Raw genomic sequence first — 17,346 nt, forward strand, 5'->3', positions numbered from 1 at the left:
TGTTTCAAGCGTCGGGCTTATGGTGCCCAATAGATATGTACGGGCGATTCCGCGCGGTTGAGAACGGCCCGAACGGGCATGTCTTCCTCATCCAGATCGGATTTCGCCTTGTCGAGCGTTTCCTTCTTGGCAGCGCCTTCGATATGCAAAACCAGGAAGCGGGCGTCGTGAAGAGCGGAGAGATTGAACGTCAGCCGTTCTTCCCCAGCGGTTTCGGCAGCCATCGGCAGCACCGCGCGCTCTTCGTCCAAATCTAGCGCTTCTTCGAGATTATCGCCGCCGGGGAAGAACGAGGCGGTATGCCCGTCGGTGCCCATGCCAAGAATGACGACGTCGAAAGGATCGCAGATCGCTTCTGTCTTGACGGTCGCAAGCGTTGCCGCATCGTCAGGCGTTGCAAAGAACTGATAGAGCGGCACGAAATAGGCGTAGGTGGCCGCGTTCTGCAACAGATTGTCAGCCACCAGCTTGTGGTTGGATCGGTCGCTTTCCGGCGGCACGAAACGCTCGTCCACCAGCGTCACGCTGATGTTTTTCCAGTCCAGTTCATGTTTGGAAAGTGCATTGAAAAAAAGCTTTGGCGTGGAGCCGCCAGAAACGGCAATGCTTGCCGTTCCACGCTCCGAAAGTCCTCGCTCAAGGCGTTCTGCAACGTCCTTTGCCAGCGTTTCCGCCAACTCAGCGCCGTTTGCAAAGATATGCTCTTGTCTAATCATTTGCATATCCCCCTAATCGGCTTCGTGCCATGTGCGGCCATCGCGTTCGATCAAAGCGATGGAGCCGCTTGGTCCCCAGGTCCCGGATGTGTAACCCTGTACGCCTTGGCTCACGGATTCCCAGCTTTTCAGAATGGGATCGACCCACTTCCACGCCGCTTCCACTTCGTCGCGACGCATGAACAGGGCCTGATTGGAGCGGATCGTGTCCATCAACAGGCGCTCATAGGCATCCGGGCTGCGCACATTAAAGGCCTGGGCAAAGCTCATATCCAGCGAAACCTGACGCAGGCGCATGCCGCCTGGACCTGGGTCCTTGATGAGCAGCGACTGCTTGACGCCTTCATCCGGTTGCAGGCGAATGACCAGCTTGTTGGCCTCCACCTTGCCAGCCGCATCATCGAAGATCGAATGTGGGATTTGCTTGAAGGTAACGACGATCTCGGACACGCGGGTTGCAAGACGCTTGCCGGTGCGGATGTAGAACGGCACGCCAGCCCAGCGCCAGTTGGCGATTTCGGCCTTGATGGCAACGAAGGTCTCGGTGTTGGAAACGCCGCCTTCCAGTTCTTCCAGATAACCCTTGACCGGGCCACCGGCGGAAGCGCCGGCGCGGTACTGGCCGCGGACTGTGAGCTTTTCGACATTGGATTCATCGATCATTTTCAGCGAGCGCAGAACCTTGACCTTTTCGTCACGCACGGCTTCGGCGTTCATGGAAGAGGGGGGCTCCATCGCAACGAGGCATAGTAGCTGCAGAATATGGTTCTGCACCATGTCGCGCAGCGCGCCAGCCTTGTCGTAATATCCGGCGCGGCCTTCAAGGCCAACGGATTCGGCAACCGTGATCTGCACGTGGTCGATATGGGCGGAGTTCCACAGTGGCTCATAAAGCGCATTGGCAAAGCGCAGCACCATCAGGTTCTGCACGGTTTCCTTGCCGAGGTAATGGTCGATACGGAAGATCTGCTCTTCCTTGAAGACATTGCCCAGCGTGTCATTGAGTTCCAGCGCGGATGCCAGATCGCGGCCAATCGGCTTTTCCACAACGATGCGGGTGGATTTGGTGATCAGCTTGTGATCGCGGATCTTGAAAGCGATATCGCCGAAAATCCCAGGCGCAACAGCGAGATAGAAGGCGCGAATGCGGTCCTTGCCCTCATCCAACAGCCTCTTCAGCTTGTCCCAGCCGCCATCGGATTTCGCATCGACGGGAATATAGAACAGGCGCGCGCAGAATTTTTCGACCTGAGCGTCGTCATATTCGCCCTTCTTCAGATGCTCTTTAAGAGCGTCCTGCGCGAATTTACGGTATTCTTCATGCGTCATGACCGAACGGGAAGCGCCGATGATGCGTGTCGGTTCAGACAGCTGGTTTTCCACCTGACGGTGGTAAAGGGCTGGCAGAAGCTTGCGCTCGGCCAGATCGCCAGTGCCGCCGAAGACGACGCAATCGAAGGGCTCGACTGGAATGATTTGACTGCTCATACCGATTCTCTCGATCTTTCCGTGTTGAGGGCATCCATAATCTAATCGATTTAAAAATGCCAGACGTGTTGTAAGAATTTATGAATTTTGCGTGCAAGCCGTTGTTTCTGTTCACGATGAGGTCGTCTCACGAACACCTGCTCCAAACGCTCGATTAAAACCTGTCGCGCAAGGCGTACCATGAAAGCGCCAGAAACAGCAGAGGTGCCCGCAACGTCGTGCCGCCCGGAAAAGACGGCACATCCAGCGAAGCGAACTGATCCAACGCCTTGTCCTTGGCAACGACCATATCCGCATAGAGCTTGCCGCAATAATTGGATAGCATCACGCCATGGCCGGAATAGCCGCCGATGGACATCACGCCCGGCATGACTTCGCGCACGAAAGGCTGGCGGTTGAGTGTGATGCCAACAGACCCGCCCCAGGCATGTGTCATCCCGACATTGCTGAGCGCAGGATAGATTTCGGCAATCTGCTTGCGGATGTGTTTGGAAATGTCGCGCGGTGAATCCGCCGTGTAGGCCTCACGCCCGCCAAACAGCAGGCGATTGTCCGGTGTCTTGCGGAAATAGCGCACCACGAAACGGCTATCGGCAACCGCCTCTTTTCCGGGAATAATAGTCGGGAAGTCATCCAGCGGCACGGTTGCGCCGATGAAGGAACGGATCGGCATGACATGCGCTGACGTTACCGGCTCCAGATTGCCGATATAGGCATTGGTAGCGACCAGAACACGGTCGGCCGTGATGGTGCCAGACGGCGTTTCGATGAGCGTCTTGCCGCCAGTCTGCTTGATGGATTTGGCAGGCGTCATCTCGAAGATTTGCGCCCCTGCGGCCTGCGCCGCCTTGGCCAGACCGATGATCAGCTTTAGCGGGTGGATGTGCCCTGTACCGGTATCGCGAACGCCGAAATGGTAATGACCGGAGCCAAGTCTTTCAGCCGTTTCAGCTTTCTCCATGAAGGAGACATGGCTGTAACCGTAGCGGCTGGTCATGGCGTCCACGCTTTTGCGATAGGCCTTTTCATAAGATGCCTTATGCAGGACATTCAATTGGCCGGGCAGAAAATCCATGTCGATGTCGTGCTCACGGGAAAAATCCAGCACATAGTGCTTTGCGTTTTCCGCAATGTCGAGCAGCGCCTTGGAACGTTCGAAGCCGATGTCTTTTTCCAGATCATCTGGCCATGCACGCTGGCCAGTGCCGAACTGCCCGCCATTGCGACCGGACGCGCCATCGCCAAAACGATAGCCTTCGACAAGCGCAACAGAAACGCCAGCCTTTGCCAGATTATAGGCTGCCTGCAAGCCGGTGAAGCCACCGCCGATGACGGCGACATCCACTGCGCGCGAGCCGTCCATCGCCGCATATTCGGGTCGCTCGCCCGAACTGTCCTGATACCAGGACATGCCGGGTGCAATAGGGCTTTGCCATGTCATGTGCGGGCCCTCATACGTTCAACAGCAGGAATTCCCGCTCCCACGGGCTGATCACCTGCATGAAGGTCTCGAACTCGCCGCGCTTCAGACCGGCATAAAGGCCGACGAATTCATGCCCGAAGACACGCTCCAGCTGCGGTTCGCCTTCCAGAAGCGCTACCGCTTCCAAAAGACCCCGTGGCAATTCGATGGAACCTTCGTTTGCCGTCTCGTAGGTCGGTTCGGTCGGCTCGATATTGTTCATGATCCCGAGCCAGCCACAAGCCAGCGATGCAGCAATGGCGAGATACGGGTTGGCATCGGAACTCGGCAGACGATTTTCCACACGCCGTGCCGAAGGACCGGAAATCGGCACTCGGAACGCGGTCGTGCGGTTGTCGTAGCCCCAGGCATTGTTGACCGGGCAGGCCATGTCGGGCGTCAGGCGGCGATAGGAGTTGACGTAGGGCGCCAGCATAACCAGCGCATTCGGCACATAACGCTGCATGCCGCCCACAAAGGAGAAGAACTCCTTGGAAGGGCTGCCATCCCTATTGGAAAACACGTTGTCACCGGTCTCGATATCGACAACCGACTGGTGAATGTGCATGGCCGAGCCGGGCATGCCCTGCATGGGCTTCGCCATGAAGGTGGCATAGATGCCGTGTTTCAGCGCTGCCTCGCGAATGGTGCGCTTGAACAGGAAAACCTGATCGGCCAGCTCGATGGGGTCGCCGTGGCGCAGGTTGATTTCCAGCTGCGCCGGACCTTCCTCATGGATCAGCGTATCGATCTCCAGACCCTGCTTTTCCGAGAAATGGTAGATGTCGTCGATCAGCTCGTCGAATTCATTGATACCGGCAATCGAATAGCTCTGCCCGCCGACGATGGAGCGACCGGAGCGGCCCTTTGGCGGGTGCAGCGGGTAATCAGGGTCGTCATTCATGGCAACGAGATAGAATTCGATTTCTGGCGCAACGACCGGCTTCCAGCCCTTTTCCTTGTAGAGGTCGAGCACGTTCCGCAACACGTTGCGCGGTGTGTAGGGAACGAATGCGCCTTCCTGATCCACCACATCGCAGATGACCTGCGCAGTGGGATCGCTTTCCCATGGCACAACGCAGAGCGTGGAAAGATCGGGAACAAGCTTCAGGTCGCTATCGCGCGGTTCATAGCGGAAGTTCGCCGTTTCATCCGGATATTCGCCTGATATCGTGTGGCGATAGAGGGCAGACGGAAGCGCAAGTGAGGTGTCGCCGGTGAATTTGGATGTCGGCATCATCTTGCCGCGCGGCACGCCCGCAAGGTCCGGCGTGATGCACTCGATATCCTCGATCCCGCGGGCTTTCAGCCACTGCGCGGCTTCACGCCATGTGGAGCAACCGCGTGTCGGAGAGACATCGACAGGTATTTTCTTTGCCATGTTTGCCGGTTTTTTCGGACGGAGCATGGTTTTCTTGGGGGGCATAAATCACCGGCTTTGTGTTTCGATTGGCACTATCATAGCCAGACTTTGTCATTTGGCAAAAGGGGGAGCGCCATTGACAACAAGCCTGACTTCTAAAAGAGGAAGTACACTGAAACTAGGGAAACTCCATGACGGAAAAATGTAACGTGCTGATATTGGGCGCAGGGGCGGCTGGCATGATGTGCGCCATCCGCGCCGGTCAGCGTGGCCGTTCCGTCATCATCCTCGATCACGCCAAGGCGCCGGGCGAGAAAATCCGCATTTCCGGCGGCGGGCGCTGCAACTTCACCAATATCCACGCGGGGCCGAAAAACTATCTCTCGACCAATCCCCATTTCGCCAAATCGGCCCTGGCGCGGTACACGCCGCGCGATTTCATCGCCCTTGTCGAAAAGCATCGCATTGCATTCCACGAAAAGGCACTGGGTCAGCTTTTTTGCGACGACAGTGCCAAGGATATCATCCGCATGCTGCTGACCGAAATGCAGGCCGTGGGTGCGAAGCTGAAATTGCAAACGGAGACCGCCTCGGTGGAGCAGATCCCAACCGGCGGTTTTCGCGTTTTCACCTCAGCGGGTGTCATTGAAACGGAAAGTCTGGTTCTAGCCACCGGTGGAAAATCCATTCCAAAAATGGGTGCGACCGGCTTTGCCTATCGTATTGCCGAGCAATTCGGCCTCGATCTCATCGAGACGCGCCCCGGCCTCGTACCGCTGACGCTGGAACCAACACAATTGGAAAAGCTCTCGGCTCTCTCAGGCATCGCCGTTCCAGCCGAAATTTCCCACGGAAAGACCGGGTTCAAGGAAGCGCTCCTGTTCACCCATCGCGGCTTGAGCGGTCCGTCCGTCCTGCAAATCTCGTCCTATTGGCGTGAAGGCGATGAGATCCGGTTGAAAATGGAGCCTGATCTGGATATTATCGGCCACTTGAAGACGGCGAAAAAAGCCAATGGTCGTCAGTCTGCCCAGACGGCGCTTGGTGACATTCTGCCGAAAAGACTGGCGCAGCATGTAGCGGAGCGGGCAGGCATTACCGGCAATCTGGGCGATATGTCCGACAAGGCCTTGGCTGCACTTACCGCAGCCGTTCAGGAATGGACCATCAAACCATCAGGTTCGGAAGGTTATCGCACCGCCGAAGTCACACTCGGCGGCGTCAACACGACGAATCTCGACTCCAAATCCATGCAGGCGAAAAATGTGCCGGGCCTCTATTTCATCGGTGAATGCGTCGATGTCACAGGCTGGCTCGGCGGCTATAATTTCCAGTGGGCATGGGCATCCGGCCACGCCGCCGGAGAATCTGTTTGAGCCGCTGACATCTTAAGGCCTTATTAAGAGACGTGGAGTCATGCTGATCGAATGCCAGCACAACGCAAGTTGATACATGATGTCCCGCTGGACGCCGGAACCCGGCATCGATCGGTTATGTTTCTCGTTCAGGAAGCCGCTCATGATGATGTCCAGAAAACCTGCCCGCGCCATCGCAATTGCTCGAACCGCCAATGATAAAGCCGTTTATGCCTTCCGCCTTAGCCTGATTTCGGCTGGCGCGATTGCTGCGTTTCTCGTGCTGCTGCATTAGGTTTTTCATCGCACATCGGCAACGAATAATCACGGCCCCGGCCAGTCGCCAAGGTGCCGATGCATGTGCAGCCTCAGCATAAAACCTCTCCTCTTCTTCTCTCGCGTTTCGCGGCCTGTCGGGATGGGTGATCTTTAGTAAAGCCAGGGCCGAATAAAGCTCTTGCATAGACGCCTCCATGTTCTGAGGCTCCAGCATGAGCGATATTTTCCGATTTATATGCAGCTGATAATGCCCTATGTTTTTCACCTATGAAAAACCTTGGCTGGGATGCATTTCAGATCTTCCTCGATGTTGCACGCAGTGGCGGACTGACCGGTGCAACGGCAACGTCGGGCCTCAGCGCTGCGACCATTGGGCGGCGGATGTTGGAGTTGGAGCAGTCGCTCGGCAAGTCCCTGTTCATCCGAAGCCAGACCGGTTACGTGCTGACCGCCGATGGCAGGGCACTTCTCGACCAGCTTCAGACCATGGAAGGTGCCGCACGCGACATCGATGGCTGGCGCAAATCCGGTGCCGGTTCATCGCTGGTCCGCATCGCGGCGGGCACATGGAACGCCCATCTGCTGACCACCAACTTCTCGGCGATTTGCAGCGAGCGGGATGATTTCCGGGTCGATCTGTTCGTGGCGGAACAACGGGCGAGCCTCGCACACCGCGAAAACGATATCGGCATCCGCGCATTCGAGCCGGAAGAGCGCAATCTTGCCGCCATCAAAACTGGGAACGTTGCCTATGCGTCCTATCGCTTACGCAACGCGCCAGCGTCGATCGGAGACAGATGGGTTGCCGTCGCAAAGGAAAGCGCGATTTCAGCCTATTTGCGTTGGCCGCATAAAAACCGAAGCGATGGCATCGTCGTGACCGTCAATCGCCCGACTGCGCTGCTGGACCTTGCTCTGGCAGGGGCGGGTGTCGCGGTGCTGCCGTGTTTCATCGGGGATGGAGACCCGCGCCTGCTGCGGGAGGGAGGTGAGATTGAAGAGCTGCGCCACCGCCAATGGATCGTCATGAACAACGAAGATCGCCACCGTCGCGATATCCGGACGGTGGCAGATCGGATGGTGAAGCTGATCAAGGATCACTCCGATCTCTACGCCGGACGGCATAACCGCCCGGCTTGAGAATCCATTACGCCGCTGCCTTGCCCTGCGCAACGATGACCGGGATCATCAGGTCGCCCCAGTTACCATCACCGCCGTGGTGACGGGCGGAGCGGACGAGTTCGACCGAGACACCCGCCTCGACCGCATTCATGACCGCCTGGTTGAGGCGATGCAGGTCGTTGGCCAGCGTGCGGATGGCGCTTTGCTGATCCTGGCTCATGGATGAAGATTGCTCCTCGCTGCGTTCTTTTACTCTCGAAATGGAAGCCATTGGTTTTCCTCCGTTCAATGGGCTTGAAGTGTTGTCTTATTCCGCAGCGGGGCGGAACTGGTCGTGTTCGGTCGATTCTTTCATGGCGGTGGTGGATGATGTGCCGCCGGATATGGCCACGGAAACAGCATCGAAATATCCGGTGCCGACTTCACGCTGATGCTTGGTAGCGGTGTAGCCGTTGATTTCGGCCGCGAATTCCGCTTCCTGAAGCTCCGAATAGGCTGCCATCTGCCGGTCCTTGTAGCCGCGTGCCAGTTCGAACATGCCGTAGTTGAGTTGGTGAAACCCGGCAAGGGTGATGAACTGGAACTTGTAGCCCATAGCGCCCAATTCGCGCTGGAATTTGGCAATCGTCGCATCATCCAAGTGCTTCTTCCAGTTGAAGGACGGCGAGCAATTGTATGCCAGCTTTTTGCCCGGATGAACCTTGTGGACACCTTCGGCAAAGCGCTTGGCCTGCTCCAGATCCGGCTTGGACGTTTCGCACCAAATCAGATCGCAATAGGGCGCATAGGCATTGGCGCGGGCAATACACGGCTCCAGGCCGTTCTTGACCTGATAGAAACCTTCGACCGTGCGGCCTGCATCGTAGTCCACGAAGGGCTGGTCGCGTTCATCGATGTCCGATGTCAAAAGCTTGGCGGCCTCCGCATCCGTGCGGGCGATGACGAGTGTCGGCGTCCCCAGGACATCGGCTGCCAGGCGCGCTGCCGTCAGGTTGCGGATGTGAGCCGCTGTCGGGATCAGCACCTTGCCGCCCAGATGGCCGCACTTCTTTTCCGATGCCAACTGGTCTTCATAGTGAACACCAGCAGCACCCGCCTCGATAAAGGCCTTCATGATTTCAAAGGCGTTCAACGGTCCGCCGAACCCGGCTTCCGCATCGGCAACGATCGGCGCAAACCACGTGTCGACGGACAGGCCCTTGCCCTCGGCTGTCTCGATCTGATCGGCGCGCTGCAACGTCTTGTTGATGCGCTTTGCCAGTTCCGGTGCGGCATTGGCGGGGTAAAGCGACTGGTCCGGGTACATGGAGGATGCGGTGTTGGCGTCAGCCGCAACCTGCCAGCCGGAAAGATAGATCGCCTTCAAACCGGCGCGAACCATCTGCATGGCCTGATTGCCGGAGAGCGCGCCGAGCGCATTGATGTAGCTTTCCTCGTTGATGAGCTGCCACAGCCGGTTGGCACCCATTTCCGCCAGCGAGTGGCGGATTTGCACAGAACCGCGCAGCTTCTCCACATCCGCTGCCGTGTAGGTGCGCTCGATACCGTTGAAACGACCCTGTGGCGCATTGGGAACCAGCTTGTAAAAATCAGTCATCTTTCTCTCCCTTGTCAGAACTGTCAAACGATCCGCCTCATTTCACTCCTCTGAAAGGCGCGGTACGATGTGACTGAATTTACAATTTCCATGAGTTTGGCGCTATATAAAAAGGAAAATCAGTGACTTGAAAGAGGTCATGCTGTATCGTCTTTGACAGGCCGCTTTGTAAAATTGTAAATTTTGTAAAATATTGGCGGCTCGTCGTTTGTATGGATTTTGTAAAGGCGCAGGAGGAGATCCATGGAAGCCAAGATTTTTGCAGGGCCGCGTGTTCGGCGTGTACGCAACGGGTTGGGGCTGACGCAGACCGCCATGGCGGAGGCCTTGTCGATCTCCCCCTCCTACCTCAACCTCATCGAGCGCAACCAGCGCCCATTGACGGTGCAACTGCTGCTCAAACTCAGCTCCGTGTATAAGGTCGATCTTGATGACCTGCAGGGCGAAAGCGGCGGCATTGCCAGCCAGTTGCGGGAAGTTTTCGCCGATCCGCTGCTGGCAGGCGAAGTGCCATCGGGCCAGGAGCTTGTCGAGGTGGCGGAAGCGGCACCCAATGCGGCCAGCGGTATCACCAAGCTTTACCGTGCCTATAAAGAGCAGGCGCAGCGCCTCACTGATCTCTCGGACCTTTTGGCGCGGGAGGGGCACCAGACAACGCTCTTAGCCACCCGCCTGCCGATCGACGAGGTCCGAGAGATATTCGAGCGCCGCGCTGCGCATTTCGTAGAGCTGGATGCCGCCGCAGAACATTTCCATGCCTCGCTTTCACCGGGCGATGATCTGGCAACCGCCCTTAAGGGCTGGCTCCAGAAAAACCACGGCGTCGTGGTCCGTTCCATGCCTGTTCATGCCATGCCGAACCTGCGCAGACGTTACGACCGGCATTCCATGCGGCTGTTTCTATCCGAGCGCCTGTCACCTCAGGATCAGTTGCGGGAGCTTGCCATGGAGGCCTGTCTTCTGGCGCTGACGGACGAGATCGGCACGGAGTTGCAAGCGCTGGCCGTATCCGGTGAAGAGGCCAGGCGCATCGCCAGGTTCGAGCTGGCCCGCTATGCCGCGCATGCGCTGATGATGCCCTATGGCGCGTTTCTGGCCGCTGCCCAGCGCGCGCGCTATGACATCGATATTTTGCGTGGTCGCTTCAACGTGTCCTTCGAGCAGGCAGCCAACCGCCTCGTCACGCTGGTCCGGCCCGGTGCCGCAGGCATTCCGTTCTTCCTGATGGAAATCGACAGCGCTGGAAACCGCTTTCGCAAGGCGGGCGCGCAAGGCTTTCCGCAGGCGCGTTTCGGCGGGCTGTGCGTCAAGCTGAATGTGCACGCTGCCTTTTCCCAACCGGGGCAGGTTCTTGCCGAACAGGTGGAGATGCCGGATGGCAGTGCCTATCTCACCGTCGCGCGGTCTCTGGATGGCCCGCAGGCGGGGTTCGGAGAACGCATTCGTCGCACGGCTATCATGGTTGCCTGCGATGCCGCGCTGGCGAAAGACACCGTCTATGGCGATGTGGTCGGCATCAAGGCAGGCAGCATTGCCGTCGGCCCATCCTGTCGGCTGTGCGAGAGGCAGGGCTGTCTTTCGCGTGCCGAGGCGCCGCTAACGCGTCCGCTCGGGCTGGATGAAATGGTGACGGGCCTCAGCGTTTTCGATTTTCAGTAAGGACTTCACACAGTTGTTCGAAATTACCGCGCTGCACATTTCCCGCTTGCCGATACAAGTTTTCCTTTCTAGTCTCTGACAAAACAAGGGGATCACGCGTCTTTCCCAAGGGTGCGTCCAAACAGGAGTTACCATGAAACATCGTTCGCTTCGTTTCAGCCTGGCCGTTGTGGCTGCGGCGCTGGCCGCTGGCACAGCCTTTGCGCAGGAAAAGGTCGTCCACGTTTATAACTGGTCCGACTATATCGATCCCGTTCTGCTAGAGGAATTCACTAAGGAAACCGGCATCAAGGTCGTTTACGACGTGTATGACGGCAACGAAGTGCTGGAAACCAAGCTGCTTGCGGGTAATTCCGGTTATGATGTGGTGGCTCCGACATCGCCGTTTCTGGCGCGTCAGATCAAGGCTGGCGTCTACCAGAAGCTGGACAAGTCCAAGCTGCCGAACCTGAAAAACATGTGGCCGGAAATCACCACACGGCTGTCGCAGTATGATCCCGGCAACGAATATGCCGTCAACTACATGTGGGGCACGACCGGCATCGGTTACAACGTGGCCAAGGTCAAGGCTGCTCTCGGCGATGTGAAGGTCGATAGCTGGGATATTATCTTCAAACCGGAAAATGCAGCCAAGCTGAAATCCTGTGGCATCAACATTCTCGATGCGTCCGACGAGACCTTCGCCATTGCCATGAACTACATCGGCAAGAACCCGGACAGCAAGGATACGGCTGATCTGGAAGCCGGTGGTGACGTCTACAAGGCGATCCGTCCTTCGGTTAAGACGTTTAACTCCTCTGCCTATATCGATGAGCTTGCCAATGGCGATAGCTGCATCACCATCGGCTGGTCGGGCGATATTCTCCAGGCCAAGACGCGCGCCGAAGAAGCCAAGAACGGCGTTGAGGTCAACTACGTCATCCCCAAGGAAGGCACATATATCTGGATGGATTCCTTTGCCATTCCAGCAGATGCCAAGAACGTGGATGCTGCACACGCCTTTATCAACTTCATGATGAAGCCTGATGTCGCCGCCAAGGCATCCGATTATGTGCAATATGCCAACGGCAATCTGGCTTCGCAGGCGTTGATGGATGAAACCGTGGCCAAGAACCCTGGCGTTTATCCCGATGCCGAGACGATGAAGAAGCTCTTCACCATTTCGCCCTATGGACCCAAAGAACAGCGCGTTCTCAACCGCGTCTGGACCCAGATAAAAACCGGTAGCTGACCGGGTTTCAAAAAGGGGCAGGTGGAAACTCCTGCCCCTTTCTCGTTCGGCCTCTTCATACAGCAAATGGGACAGTTCATGGCGAAATCTCTCGGTCCGGTAAAACGCAAATTCTCACCGTGGGAAGACCCCGCCGCTGTCCCCTTCATCCGGTTCGAAAACATCACCAAACGCTTCGGTGATTTCGTTGCCGTCGACAATCTGACGCTGGATATTTACGAGCGCGAGTTCTTCTCGCTGCTAGGGCCATCCGGCTGCGGCAAGACCACTCTGATGCGCATGCTGGCCGGTTTCGAGGAACCGACTGAAGGTCGTATTCTGTTGCAGGGCAAAGATATCTCCGGCGTGCCGCCCTATAAACGCCCGACCAACATGATGTTCCAGTCCTACGCCCTTTTTCCCCATATGACGGTGGAAAAGAACATCGCTTTCGGTCTGGAACAGGACAATTTATCCAAGGCCGATATCAAGACCCGCGTCGAAGAAATGCTGCGTCTCGTCAAGTTGACTGAATTTGCCAAACGCAAGCCAAGCCAGTTGTCGGGTGGCCAGCGCCAGCGGGTGGCGCTCGCGCGTTCGCTCGCCAAGCGACCCAAGGTGTTGCTGCTGGATGAGCCGCTCGGCGCACTGGACAAGAAGCTGCGCGAGGAAACGCAATTCGAACTGATGGACCTGCAGCAAACCCTTGGCACGACCTTCCTCATTGTCACCCATGACCAGGAGGAGGCGATGACGGTGTCTGATCGCATTGCCGTCATGGACAAGGGTATCGTAGCGCAGGTGGCGACGCCCGCCGAAATCTACGAAGCGCCCAACAGCCGCTACGTTGCCGATTTCATCGGCGACATCAATATTTTCGATGCCACCATCAAGGCCAAGACGCCTGTCGATGGCAAGGCTTCATCCGTGCAATTGGATTGCGACGGGCTCGACGTGGTGGTCGACCAGGATTGTGCTGCCGCCATCGGCGATAAGGTCGCCTTCGCCGTCCGACCGGAGAAAGTTCGCATTTCGCTCGATGCACCAACGGAGCAGGGTGCCAACCTTGCACATGGCGAAGTCTGGGATATCGGTTATCTCGGCGACTTCTCCGTCTTCATCGTCAAGCTGGACGATGGTCGCATCATGCGCGCCGCACAGGCCAATATCTCGCGCCTCGTCGACCGTCCCATTACCTTCGGTGACATGGTCTGGTTGAGCTGGAAATCCGATTCCGGTCTGGTTCTCACGCGCTGAGGGAGGGTTGAACATGGCGATTTCGTCTCCGGATAACCGACAGAGCCCCATGCGCTGGCTGGTCATTGCCGTTCCATATCTTTGGCTTGTGCTGTTTTTTGTCGCCCCCTTCCTCATCATCGTCAAGATTTCGCTTTCCGATACAGCCATCGCCATGCCGCCCTATGTGCCGGTGTTCGATGGCTTTGCCCAGATCGGCGACTTTTTCGCGCAACTCGATTTCGAAAACTACCTCTTCCTCACGCAAGATCCGCTCTATGTGGAAGCCTATTTGTCTTCGTTGCGCATCGCGCTCATTTCCACCGGTCTCCTTCTGTTGATCGGTTATCCCATGGCGCTGGCCATGGCGCGCGCGCCCAGCGCCATTCGCCCGACGCTGGTCATGCTTGTCGTTCTTCCGTTCTGGACGTCGTTTCTCATTCGCGTCTACGCCTGGATCGGGATCTTGAAGCCGGAGGGCCTGTTGACGGTCCTGTTTCAGACGATCGGCATTCTGGGGCCTGATCAACAGGTTAATATCTTTCGGACCGATACGGCAGTCTTCATCGGCATGGTCTACTCTTACCTGCCATTCATGGTGCTGCCGCTCTATGCGGCGTTGGAAAAGCTGGACAATACGCTTCTGGAAGCCGCCAACGATCTGGGTTGCCCGCCTTGGAAAGCGTTCTGGAAAATCACCTTCCCGCTGTCCTTGCCGGGCGTGATCGCCGGATCGATGATCTGCTTCATTCCCATCACCGGCGAGTTCGTCATCCCCGATCTGCTGGGCGGGGCGGAAACACTGATGATCGGCAAGACCTTGTGGACGGAATTCTTCGGCAACCGCGACTGGCCTCTGGCATCTGCCGTTGCCGTTCTGTTGCTGCTCGTGCTCGTCGTGCCGATCGCCATCTTCCAGAATCAACAGAAGAAGGTGGTGTAAGCTCATGAAGCGCGGCAAGTTCGACACCACCATTCTCACCCTCTGCTTTGCCTTTCTCTACATCCCGATCATCATTCTGGTGGTCTATTCCTTCAACGCGTCCAAGCTGGTCACGGTCTGGGGCGGTTTTTCGCTGCACTGGTACAGTTCCATGTGGTCCAACGAGGGGCTGATGGATGCCGCCTGGATCACGGTGCGCGTCGCGCTGCTCAGCGCTACCATCGGCACGGTTCTCGGCACCCTCGCAGCCCTGTCGCTCACGCGCTTTACCCGCTTTCCGGGTCGTATGCTCTTTTCGGGTATGATCTATGCGCCTCTGGTGATGCCGGAAGTCATCACTGGCCTGTCGCTCCTGCTGCTTTTCGTGTCCATCGGTGTGGATCGCGGGTTCTGGACGGTGGTTATCGCGCATACGACTTTCACCATGTGCTACGTCGCCATTGTCGTGCAATCGCGCTTGCTGACCTTTGATCGTAGTTTGGAGGAAGCCGCGCTCGATCTCGGCTGCCCGCCAGTGAAGACGTTCTTCCGTATTACGCTGCCGCTCATTCTCCCCGCCGTGGTGGCCGGTTGGATGCTGGCGTTTTCCCTGTCGCTGGACGATCTGGTCATTGCGAGTTTTACCACGGGGCCGGGAGCAACGACGCTGCCGATCAAGATCTACTCGCAGGTGCGCCTTGGCGTGACACCTGAGATCAACGCCATCTGCACGATTTTGATTGCGCTTGTCACCGTCGGCGTGATCTGCGCTTCCATCGCCTCGAAGCGCTCTGAGCTGCAGCGCATGCGCGATGAACATGACGCTGTAAAAGGCTAACTCTTTCGGTGGTTTAGGAATTCTCGTCTATGAAACAGGCGGTCCGTGTTTTAACAATTTGTTAAATGGAGTTGCTGCACATAAGGCCTAACGTGGGTGCACTCGATGAGAGGGTGAGCGGGCCGGTGGCCCAAAAGACATGACGTCCGTTTTTATTCCTGCTCTCGTTACAAGCACAACTCTCAAGGCAGCCTCGGCTGCCTTTTCTTTGCTCTTATGAGACGGCTTCCAGCTCACCGAGTAATTTGTCCAGCATCAGACGGCCATAGGTTGGATTGGCGTGGTAGTCACCGGGACTTTTGGCAAAGATATCGTGCATCGCACCGTTCTCGTCATAAACCTCTGCTGGTGGGAGATGGCACATGACACCCATCGCTGCCAACTGCGCCACGGCGTGGTCGCGAAAACGGTTGTAGATGAAGGCAACTTCGCCATCCGCGAAATTGGTTTTTCCAGCCAGCCTTTGATAGCTTGCGGGCACTGGGCTGCAGGATGCCACGGAGAAGCGGACATTCAGGCCGACAAGCGCCTGAAAGAACGCCATGGGTTCTTTCAGCGTTTCGTCGATGATCAGATCGAAAGCGCGTGTCGACACGAAGTGGCGATCCCGTGACCATGCTGCCACGGTGTGGGTCATCCAGTTTTTGGCGTCGAAACCAAAGCTGGGATAAAGGCCGAACATGAATATGAACCGCCGCGGATCGTGTCTGACGATGACGGAAGGCGCATCCGGATTGATCTTCTCGAACACCGCTATTGCCGGGGGCTGCGTAAAGGATACCGTCTCTCCGTCAAACGCAAAAAACGGTTCCAGAAAATTGTAGCCGTGACCCATTTGGGCAAGCGTAACCGGTCCGTGAGAGCTGACACAGGAACCCAGCCGCATGGCATCAGCAAGTGCGATGACGTGTGAATCTCCGACGATCTCAAGCATAACCGAGTTCCTGCGCCTGCATCATTTCCTCGCAGACCGCTTCATGGTCTCCCATGGCTCTGGGCTTGTTCACGGTGGGGCCTGTCGGACCTTCGCTTCCGTGATGTTCCCTGAAGAAATGCGACATGACATAGTCCACACCGGCAGCTGTCACGGTTCGCAGATTCGGATCGTAGAACATGCCGCGCATGGAGGGTGCCGCAATGATCTCGTAGGAGGGGAAATAATCCACAAATCCAGCCTCGTCAGCGATGTGGCCGGCCACAGCACGCAGAACGGATTTGGAATAAAGCGAGGCAGCAAGGACATGGTGGTCACTTTTCGTGGCCGTAAGGGGAACCGGCGATACGGTGAACACGAATTTTACATCGGCATTGATCTCGCGTAGCCGGGTGATGAAGCCCACAAGGTCCTCAAAAATTTCAAAGTAGTTGAAGTTCTTGAACGCGTATTCGCTGTCCTCAAACCGACCGGCAACAGTGCCGGGGCAAAGCGGTAGCACGGCACCATCGCGCTTCGAAACCCACGCCTCCGTCAGGCCCAGAGTGAAGACAAAGACGTCCGTCTTTTCGAAAAGCATGCGGGTTGCCGCCAGATGCGAGTGGCGCGCGCGCTCCATTTCTGCCTGGCTGCCAAAAGGTTCAGGCTCCAGAAGCGGACGGAACGGGTCGACCACACCGTCACCTTTGATCCAGGCGGGTTCTTCCGGAACGAACCGGCCGAATGCCCTATCGAAGGTTTGGACCAACTGACGTGCGCTGTAAATGTTGCAATAACGGGCGGAATAGACGCCGTAATTATAGGCCTTCGCCATCGCCCGTGGAAAAAGTGGTGGGGCTGGTTCAAAATCTCGGAAGCCGAAGCCGTTTTTCGTCAGGGACGTGGAAATGTGCTGGGCAAAGCAACTTCCAGCCGTGGAAATCGCCATATCCACCGAGATATCGAACTTCCTACGGTAGAGATCGTCCAGTTGCATTGCATGGGTTTCTGCAACGGCTTTGCGCCAAATCGCGCGCTCGGGCAGAGCGCAGTAGGGGTGGCTGTCGCCGCGCGTTTCCGCCGCGCCGTTCTTTGTGGTCTCTGCACCCATCTTCAACCTCCAGGCCTCATCTGCATGTCAGAGCGGAACGGCAGGATGATAGAACTGAACTGCTTTGACTTTCTG

The 17,346-nt window shown here is 57.1% G+C and carries 16 protein-coding genes; 8 read left to right on the forward strand and 8 right to left on the reverse strand.

From position 1 onward, the window contains the following. Nucleotides 1-17: 17 nt before the first annotated feature. From pgl to RMR21_RS02220, 4 genes are all read right to left on the reverse strand, one after another. Nucleotides 18-716 carry a 6-phosphogluconolactonase gene (pgl, locus tag RMR21_RS02205; protein WP_498669091.1) on the reverse strand — a complete coding sequence of 233 codons (699 nt, stop codon included), beginning with the start codon at nt 714-716 and terminating at the stop codon, nt 18-20. Between the two features lie 12 nt (nt 717-728). After that, nucleotides 729-2,204 carry a glucose-6-phosphate dehydrogenase gene (zwf, locus tag RMR21_RS02210; RefSeq protein WP_498669092.1) on the reverse strand — a complete coding sequence of 492 codons (1,476 nt, stop codon included), beginning with the start codon at nt 2,202-2,204 and terminating at the stop codon, nt 729-731. A 154-nt stretch (nt 2,205-2,358) separates the two neighbouring features. Beyond that, the gene (locus tag RMR21_RS02215; protein ID WP_498669093.1) at nt 2,359-3,645 is read right to left on the reverse strand and encodes an NAD(P)/FAD-dependent oxidoreductase; all 1,287 of its coding nucleotides are present in this window, start codon (nt 3,643-3,645) and stop codon (nt 2,359-2,361) included. A 10-nt stretch (nt 3,646-3,655) separates the two neighbouring features. Further along, complete coding sequence (locus tag RMR21_RS02220; protein WP_498669095.1) at nt 3,656-5,092, reverse strand: glutamine synthetase family protein; 1,437 nt, start codon at nt 5,090-5,092, stop codon at nt 3,656-3,658. Between the two features lie 128 nt (nt 5,093-5,220). Here RMR21_RS02220 and RMR21_RS02225 point away from each other — a divergent pair, with 128 nt between their 5' ends. The 3 genes from RMR21_RS02225 (at nt 5,221) to RMR21_RS02235 (ending at nt 7,803) form a co-directional block, all read left to right on the forward strand. Then, the gene (locus RMR21_RS02225; protein WP_498669096.1) at nt 5,221-6,405 is read left to right on the forward strand and encodes a BaiN/RdsA family NAD(P)/FAD-dependent oxidoreductase; all 1,185 of its coding nucleotides are present in this window, start codon (nt 5,221-5,223) and stop codon (nt 6,403-6,405) included. Nucleotides 6,406-6,547: 142 nt separating this feature from the next. Further along, entirely contained in the window at nt 6,548-6,679 is a 132-nt protein-coding gene (locus tag RMR21_RS02230; protein WP_498669097.1) for a hypothetical protein, read from the forward strand. A 251-nt stretch (nt 6,680-6,930) separates the two neighbouring features. Continuing rightward, complete coding sequence (locus RMR21_RS02235) at nt 6,931-7,803, forward strand: LysR family transcriptional regulator (RefSeq protein WP_498669098.1); 873 nt, start codon at nt 6,931-6,933, stop codon at nt 7,801-7,803. A 7-nt stretch (nt 7,804-7,810) separates the two neighbouring features. Here the strand turns inward: RMR21_RS02235 and RMR21_RS02240 are convergent, their stop codons facing one another. Beyond that, on the reverse strand, nt 7,811-8,056 hold the full coding sequence (locus tag RMR21_RS02240; RefSeq protein ID WP_498669099.1) for an SMc00767 family acetate metabolism repressor: 246 nt from the start codon (nt 8,054-8,056) through the stop codon (nt 7,811-7,813). Nucleotides 8,057-8,092: 36 nt separating this feature from the next. Beyond that, nucleotides 8,093-9,382, reverse strand: a complete 1,290-nt coding sequence (gene aceA, locus RMR21_RS02245; RefSeq protein ID WP_498669100.1) for an isocitrate lyase — start codon at nt 9,380-9,382, stop codon at nt 8,093-8,095. 243 nt (nt 9,383-9,625) lie between these two features. Between aceA and RMR21_RS02250 the strand changes: the two genes are divergently transcribed. The 5 genes from RMR21_RS02250 to RMR21_RS02270 all read left to right on the forward strand — a co-directional run bounded on the left by RMR21_RS02250 (nt 9,626) and on the right by RMR21_RS02270 (nt 15,247). After that, a complete protein-coding gene (locus RMR21_RS02250; protein WP_498669101.1) occupies nt 9,626-11,041 on the forward strand; it encodes a helix-turn-helix domain-containing protein in 1,416 nt (471 codons plus the stop codon). Between the two features lie 133 nt (nt 11,042-11,174). After that, nucleotides 11,175-12,272, forward strand: coding sequence for a polyamine ABC transporter substrate-binding protein (locus RMR21_RS02255; RefSeq protein WP_498669102.1), 1,098 nt, complete (start codon nt 11,175-11,177; stop codon nt 12,270-12,272). 78 nt (nt 12,273-12,350) lie between these two features. Then, complete coding sequence (locus tag RMR21_RS02260; protein ID WP_498669103.1) at nt 12,351-13,508, forward strand: ABC transporter ATP-binding protein; 1,158 nt, start codon at nt 12,351-12,353, stop codon at nt 13,506-13,508. 13 nt (nt 13,509-13,521) lie between these two features. After that, the gene (locus RMR21_RS02265; RefSeq protein WP_498669104.1) at nt 13,522-14,430 is read left to right on the forward strand and encodes an ABC transporter permease subunit; all 909 of its coding nucleotides are present in this window, start codon (nt 13,522-13,524) and stop codon (nt 14,428-14,430) included. 4 nt (nt 14,431-14,434) lie between these two features. Further along, a complete protein-coding gene (locus RMR21_RS02270) occupies nt 14,435-15,247 on the forward strand; it encodes an ABC transporter permease (protein ID WP_498669105.1) in 813 nt (270 codons plus the stop codon). 214 nt (nt 15,248-15,461) lie between these two features. Here RMR21_RS02270 and RMR21_RS02275 read toward each other — a convergent pair whose 3' ends face one another. Both RMR21_RS02275 and RMR21_RS02280 read right to left on the reverse strand, forming a co-directional pair. Next, nucleotides 15,462-16,181 (reverse strand): hypothetical protein, encoded by a 720-nt coding sequence (locus tag RMR21_RS02275; RefSeq protein ID WP_498669106.1) that lies wholly within the window; start codon nt 16,179-16,181, stop codon nt 15,462-15,464. Continuing rightward, entirely contained in the window at nt 16,174-17,271 is a 1,098-nt protein-coding gene (locus RMR21_RS02280; RefSeq protein WP_498669107.1) for a GSCFA domain-containing protein, read from the reverse strand. Before RMR21_RS02280 ends, RMR21_RS02275 begins: the two co-directional genes overlap by 8 nt. Between the last annotated feature and the right edge of the window lie 75 nt (nt 17,272-17,346).

The organism is Agrobacterium sp. rho-8.1, from assembly GCF_033957725.1.
Classification (GTDB): domain Bacteria; phylum Pseudomonadota; class Alphaproteobacteria; order Rhizobiales; family Rhizobiaceae; genus Agrobacterium.

Bases quoted from the DNA above. Each gene is read 5' to 3' on its own strand.
- pgl (WP_498669091.1), bottom strand. From the start codon at position 716: ATGATTAGACAAGAGCATATCTTTGCAAACGGCGCTGAGTTGGCGGAA.
- zwf (WP_498669092.1), bottom strand. From the start codon at position 2,204: ATGAGCAGTCAAATCATTCCAGTCGAGCCCTTCGATTGCGTCGTCTTC.
- RMR21_RS02215 (WP_498669093.1), bottom strand. From the start codon at position 3,645: ATGACATGGCAAAGCCCTATTGCACCCGGCATGTCCTGGTATCAGGAC.
- RMR21_RS02220 (WP_498669095.1), bottom strand. From the start codon at position 5,092: ATGCCCCCCAAGAAAACCATGCTCCGTCCGAAAAAACCGGCAAACATG.
- RMR21_RS02225 (WP_498669096.1), top strand. From the start codon at position 5,221: ATGACGGAAAAATGTAACGTGCTGATATTGGGCGCAGGGGCGGCTGGC.
- RMR21_RS02230 (WP_498669097.1), top strand. From the start codon at position 6,548: ATGATGATGTCCAGAAAACCTGCCCGCGCCATCGCAATTGCTCGAACC.
- RMR21_RS02235 (WP_498669098.1), top strand. From the start codon at position 6,931: ATGAAAAACCTTGGCTGGGATGCATTTCAGATCTTCCTCGATGTTGCA.
- RMR21_RS02240 (WP_498669099.1), bottom strand. From the start codon at position 8,056: ATGGCTTCCATTTCGAGAGTAAAAGAACGCAGCGAGGAGCAATCTTCA.
- aceA (WP_498669100.1), bottom strand. From the start codon at position 9,382: ATGACTGATTTTTACAAGCTGGTTCCCAATGCGCCACAGGGTCGTTTC.
- RMR21_RS02250 (WP_498669101.1), top strand. From the start codon at position 9,626: ATGGAAGCCAAGATTTTTGCAGGGCCGCGTGTTCGGCGTGTACGCAAC.
- RMR21_RS02255 (WP_498669102.1), top strand. From the start codon at position 11,175: ATGAAACATCGTTCGCTTCGTTTCAGCCTGGCCGTTGTGGCTGCGGCG.
- RMR21_RS02260 (WP_498669103.1), top strand. From the start codon at position 12,351: ATGGCGAAATCTCTCGGTCCGGTAAAACGCAAATTCTCACCGTGGGAA.
- RMR21_RS02265 (WP_498669104.1), top strand. From the start codon at position 13,522: ATGGCGATTTCGTCTCCGGATAACCGACAGAGCCCCATGCGCTGGCTG.
- RMR21_RS02270 (WP_498669105.1), top strand. From the start codon at position 14,435: ATGAAGCGCGGCAAGTTCGACACCACCATTCTCACCCTCTGCTTTGCC.
- RMR21_RS02275 (WP_498669106.1), bottom strand. From the start codon at position 16,181: ATGCTTGAGATCGTCGGAGATTCACACGTCATCGCACTTGCTGATGCC.
- RMR21_RS02280 (WP_498669107.1), bottom strand. From the start codon at position 17,271: ATGGGTGCAGAGACCACAAAGAACGGCGCGGCGGAAACGCGCGGCGAC.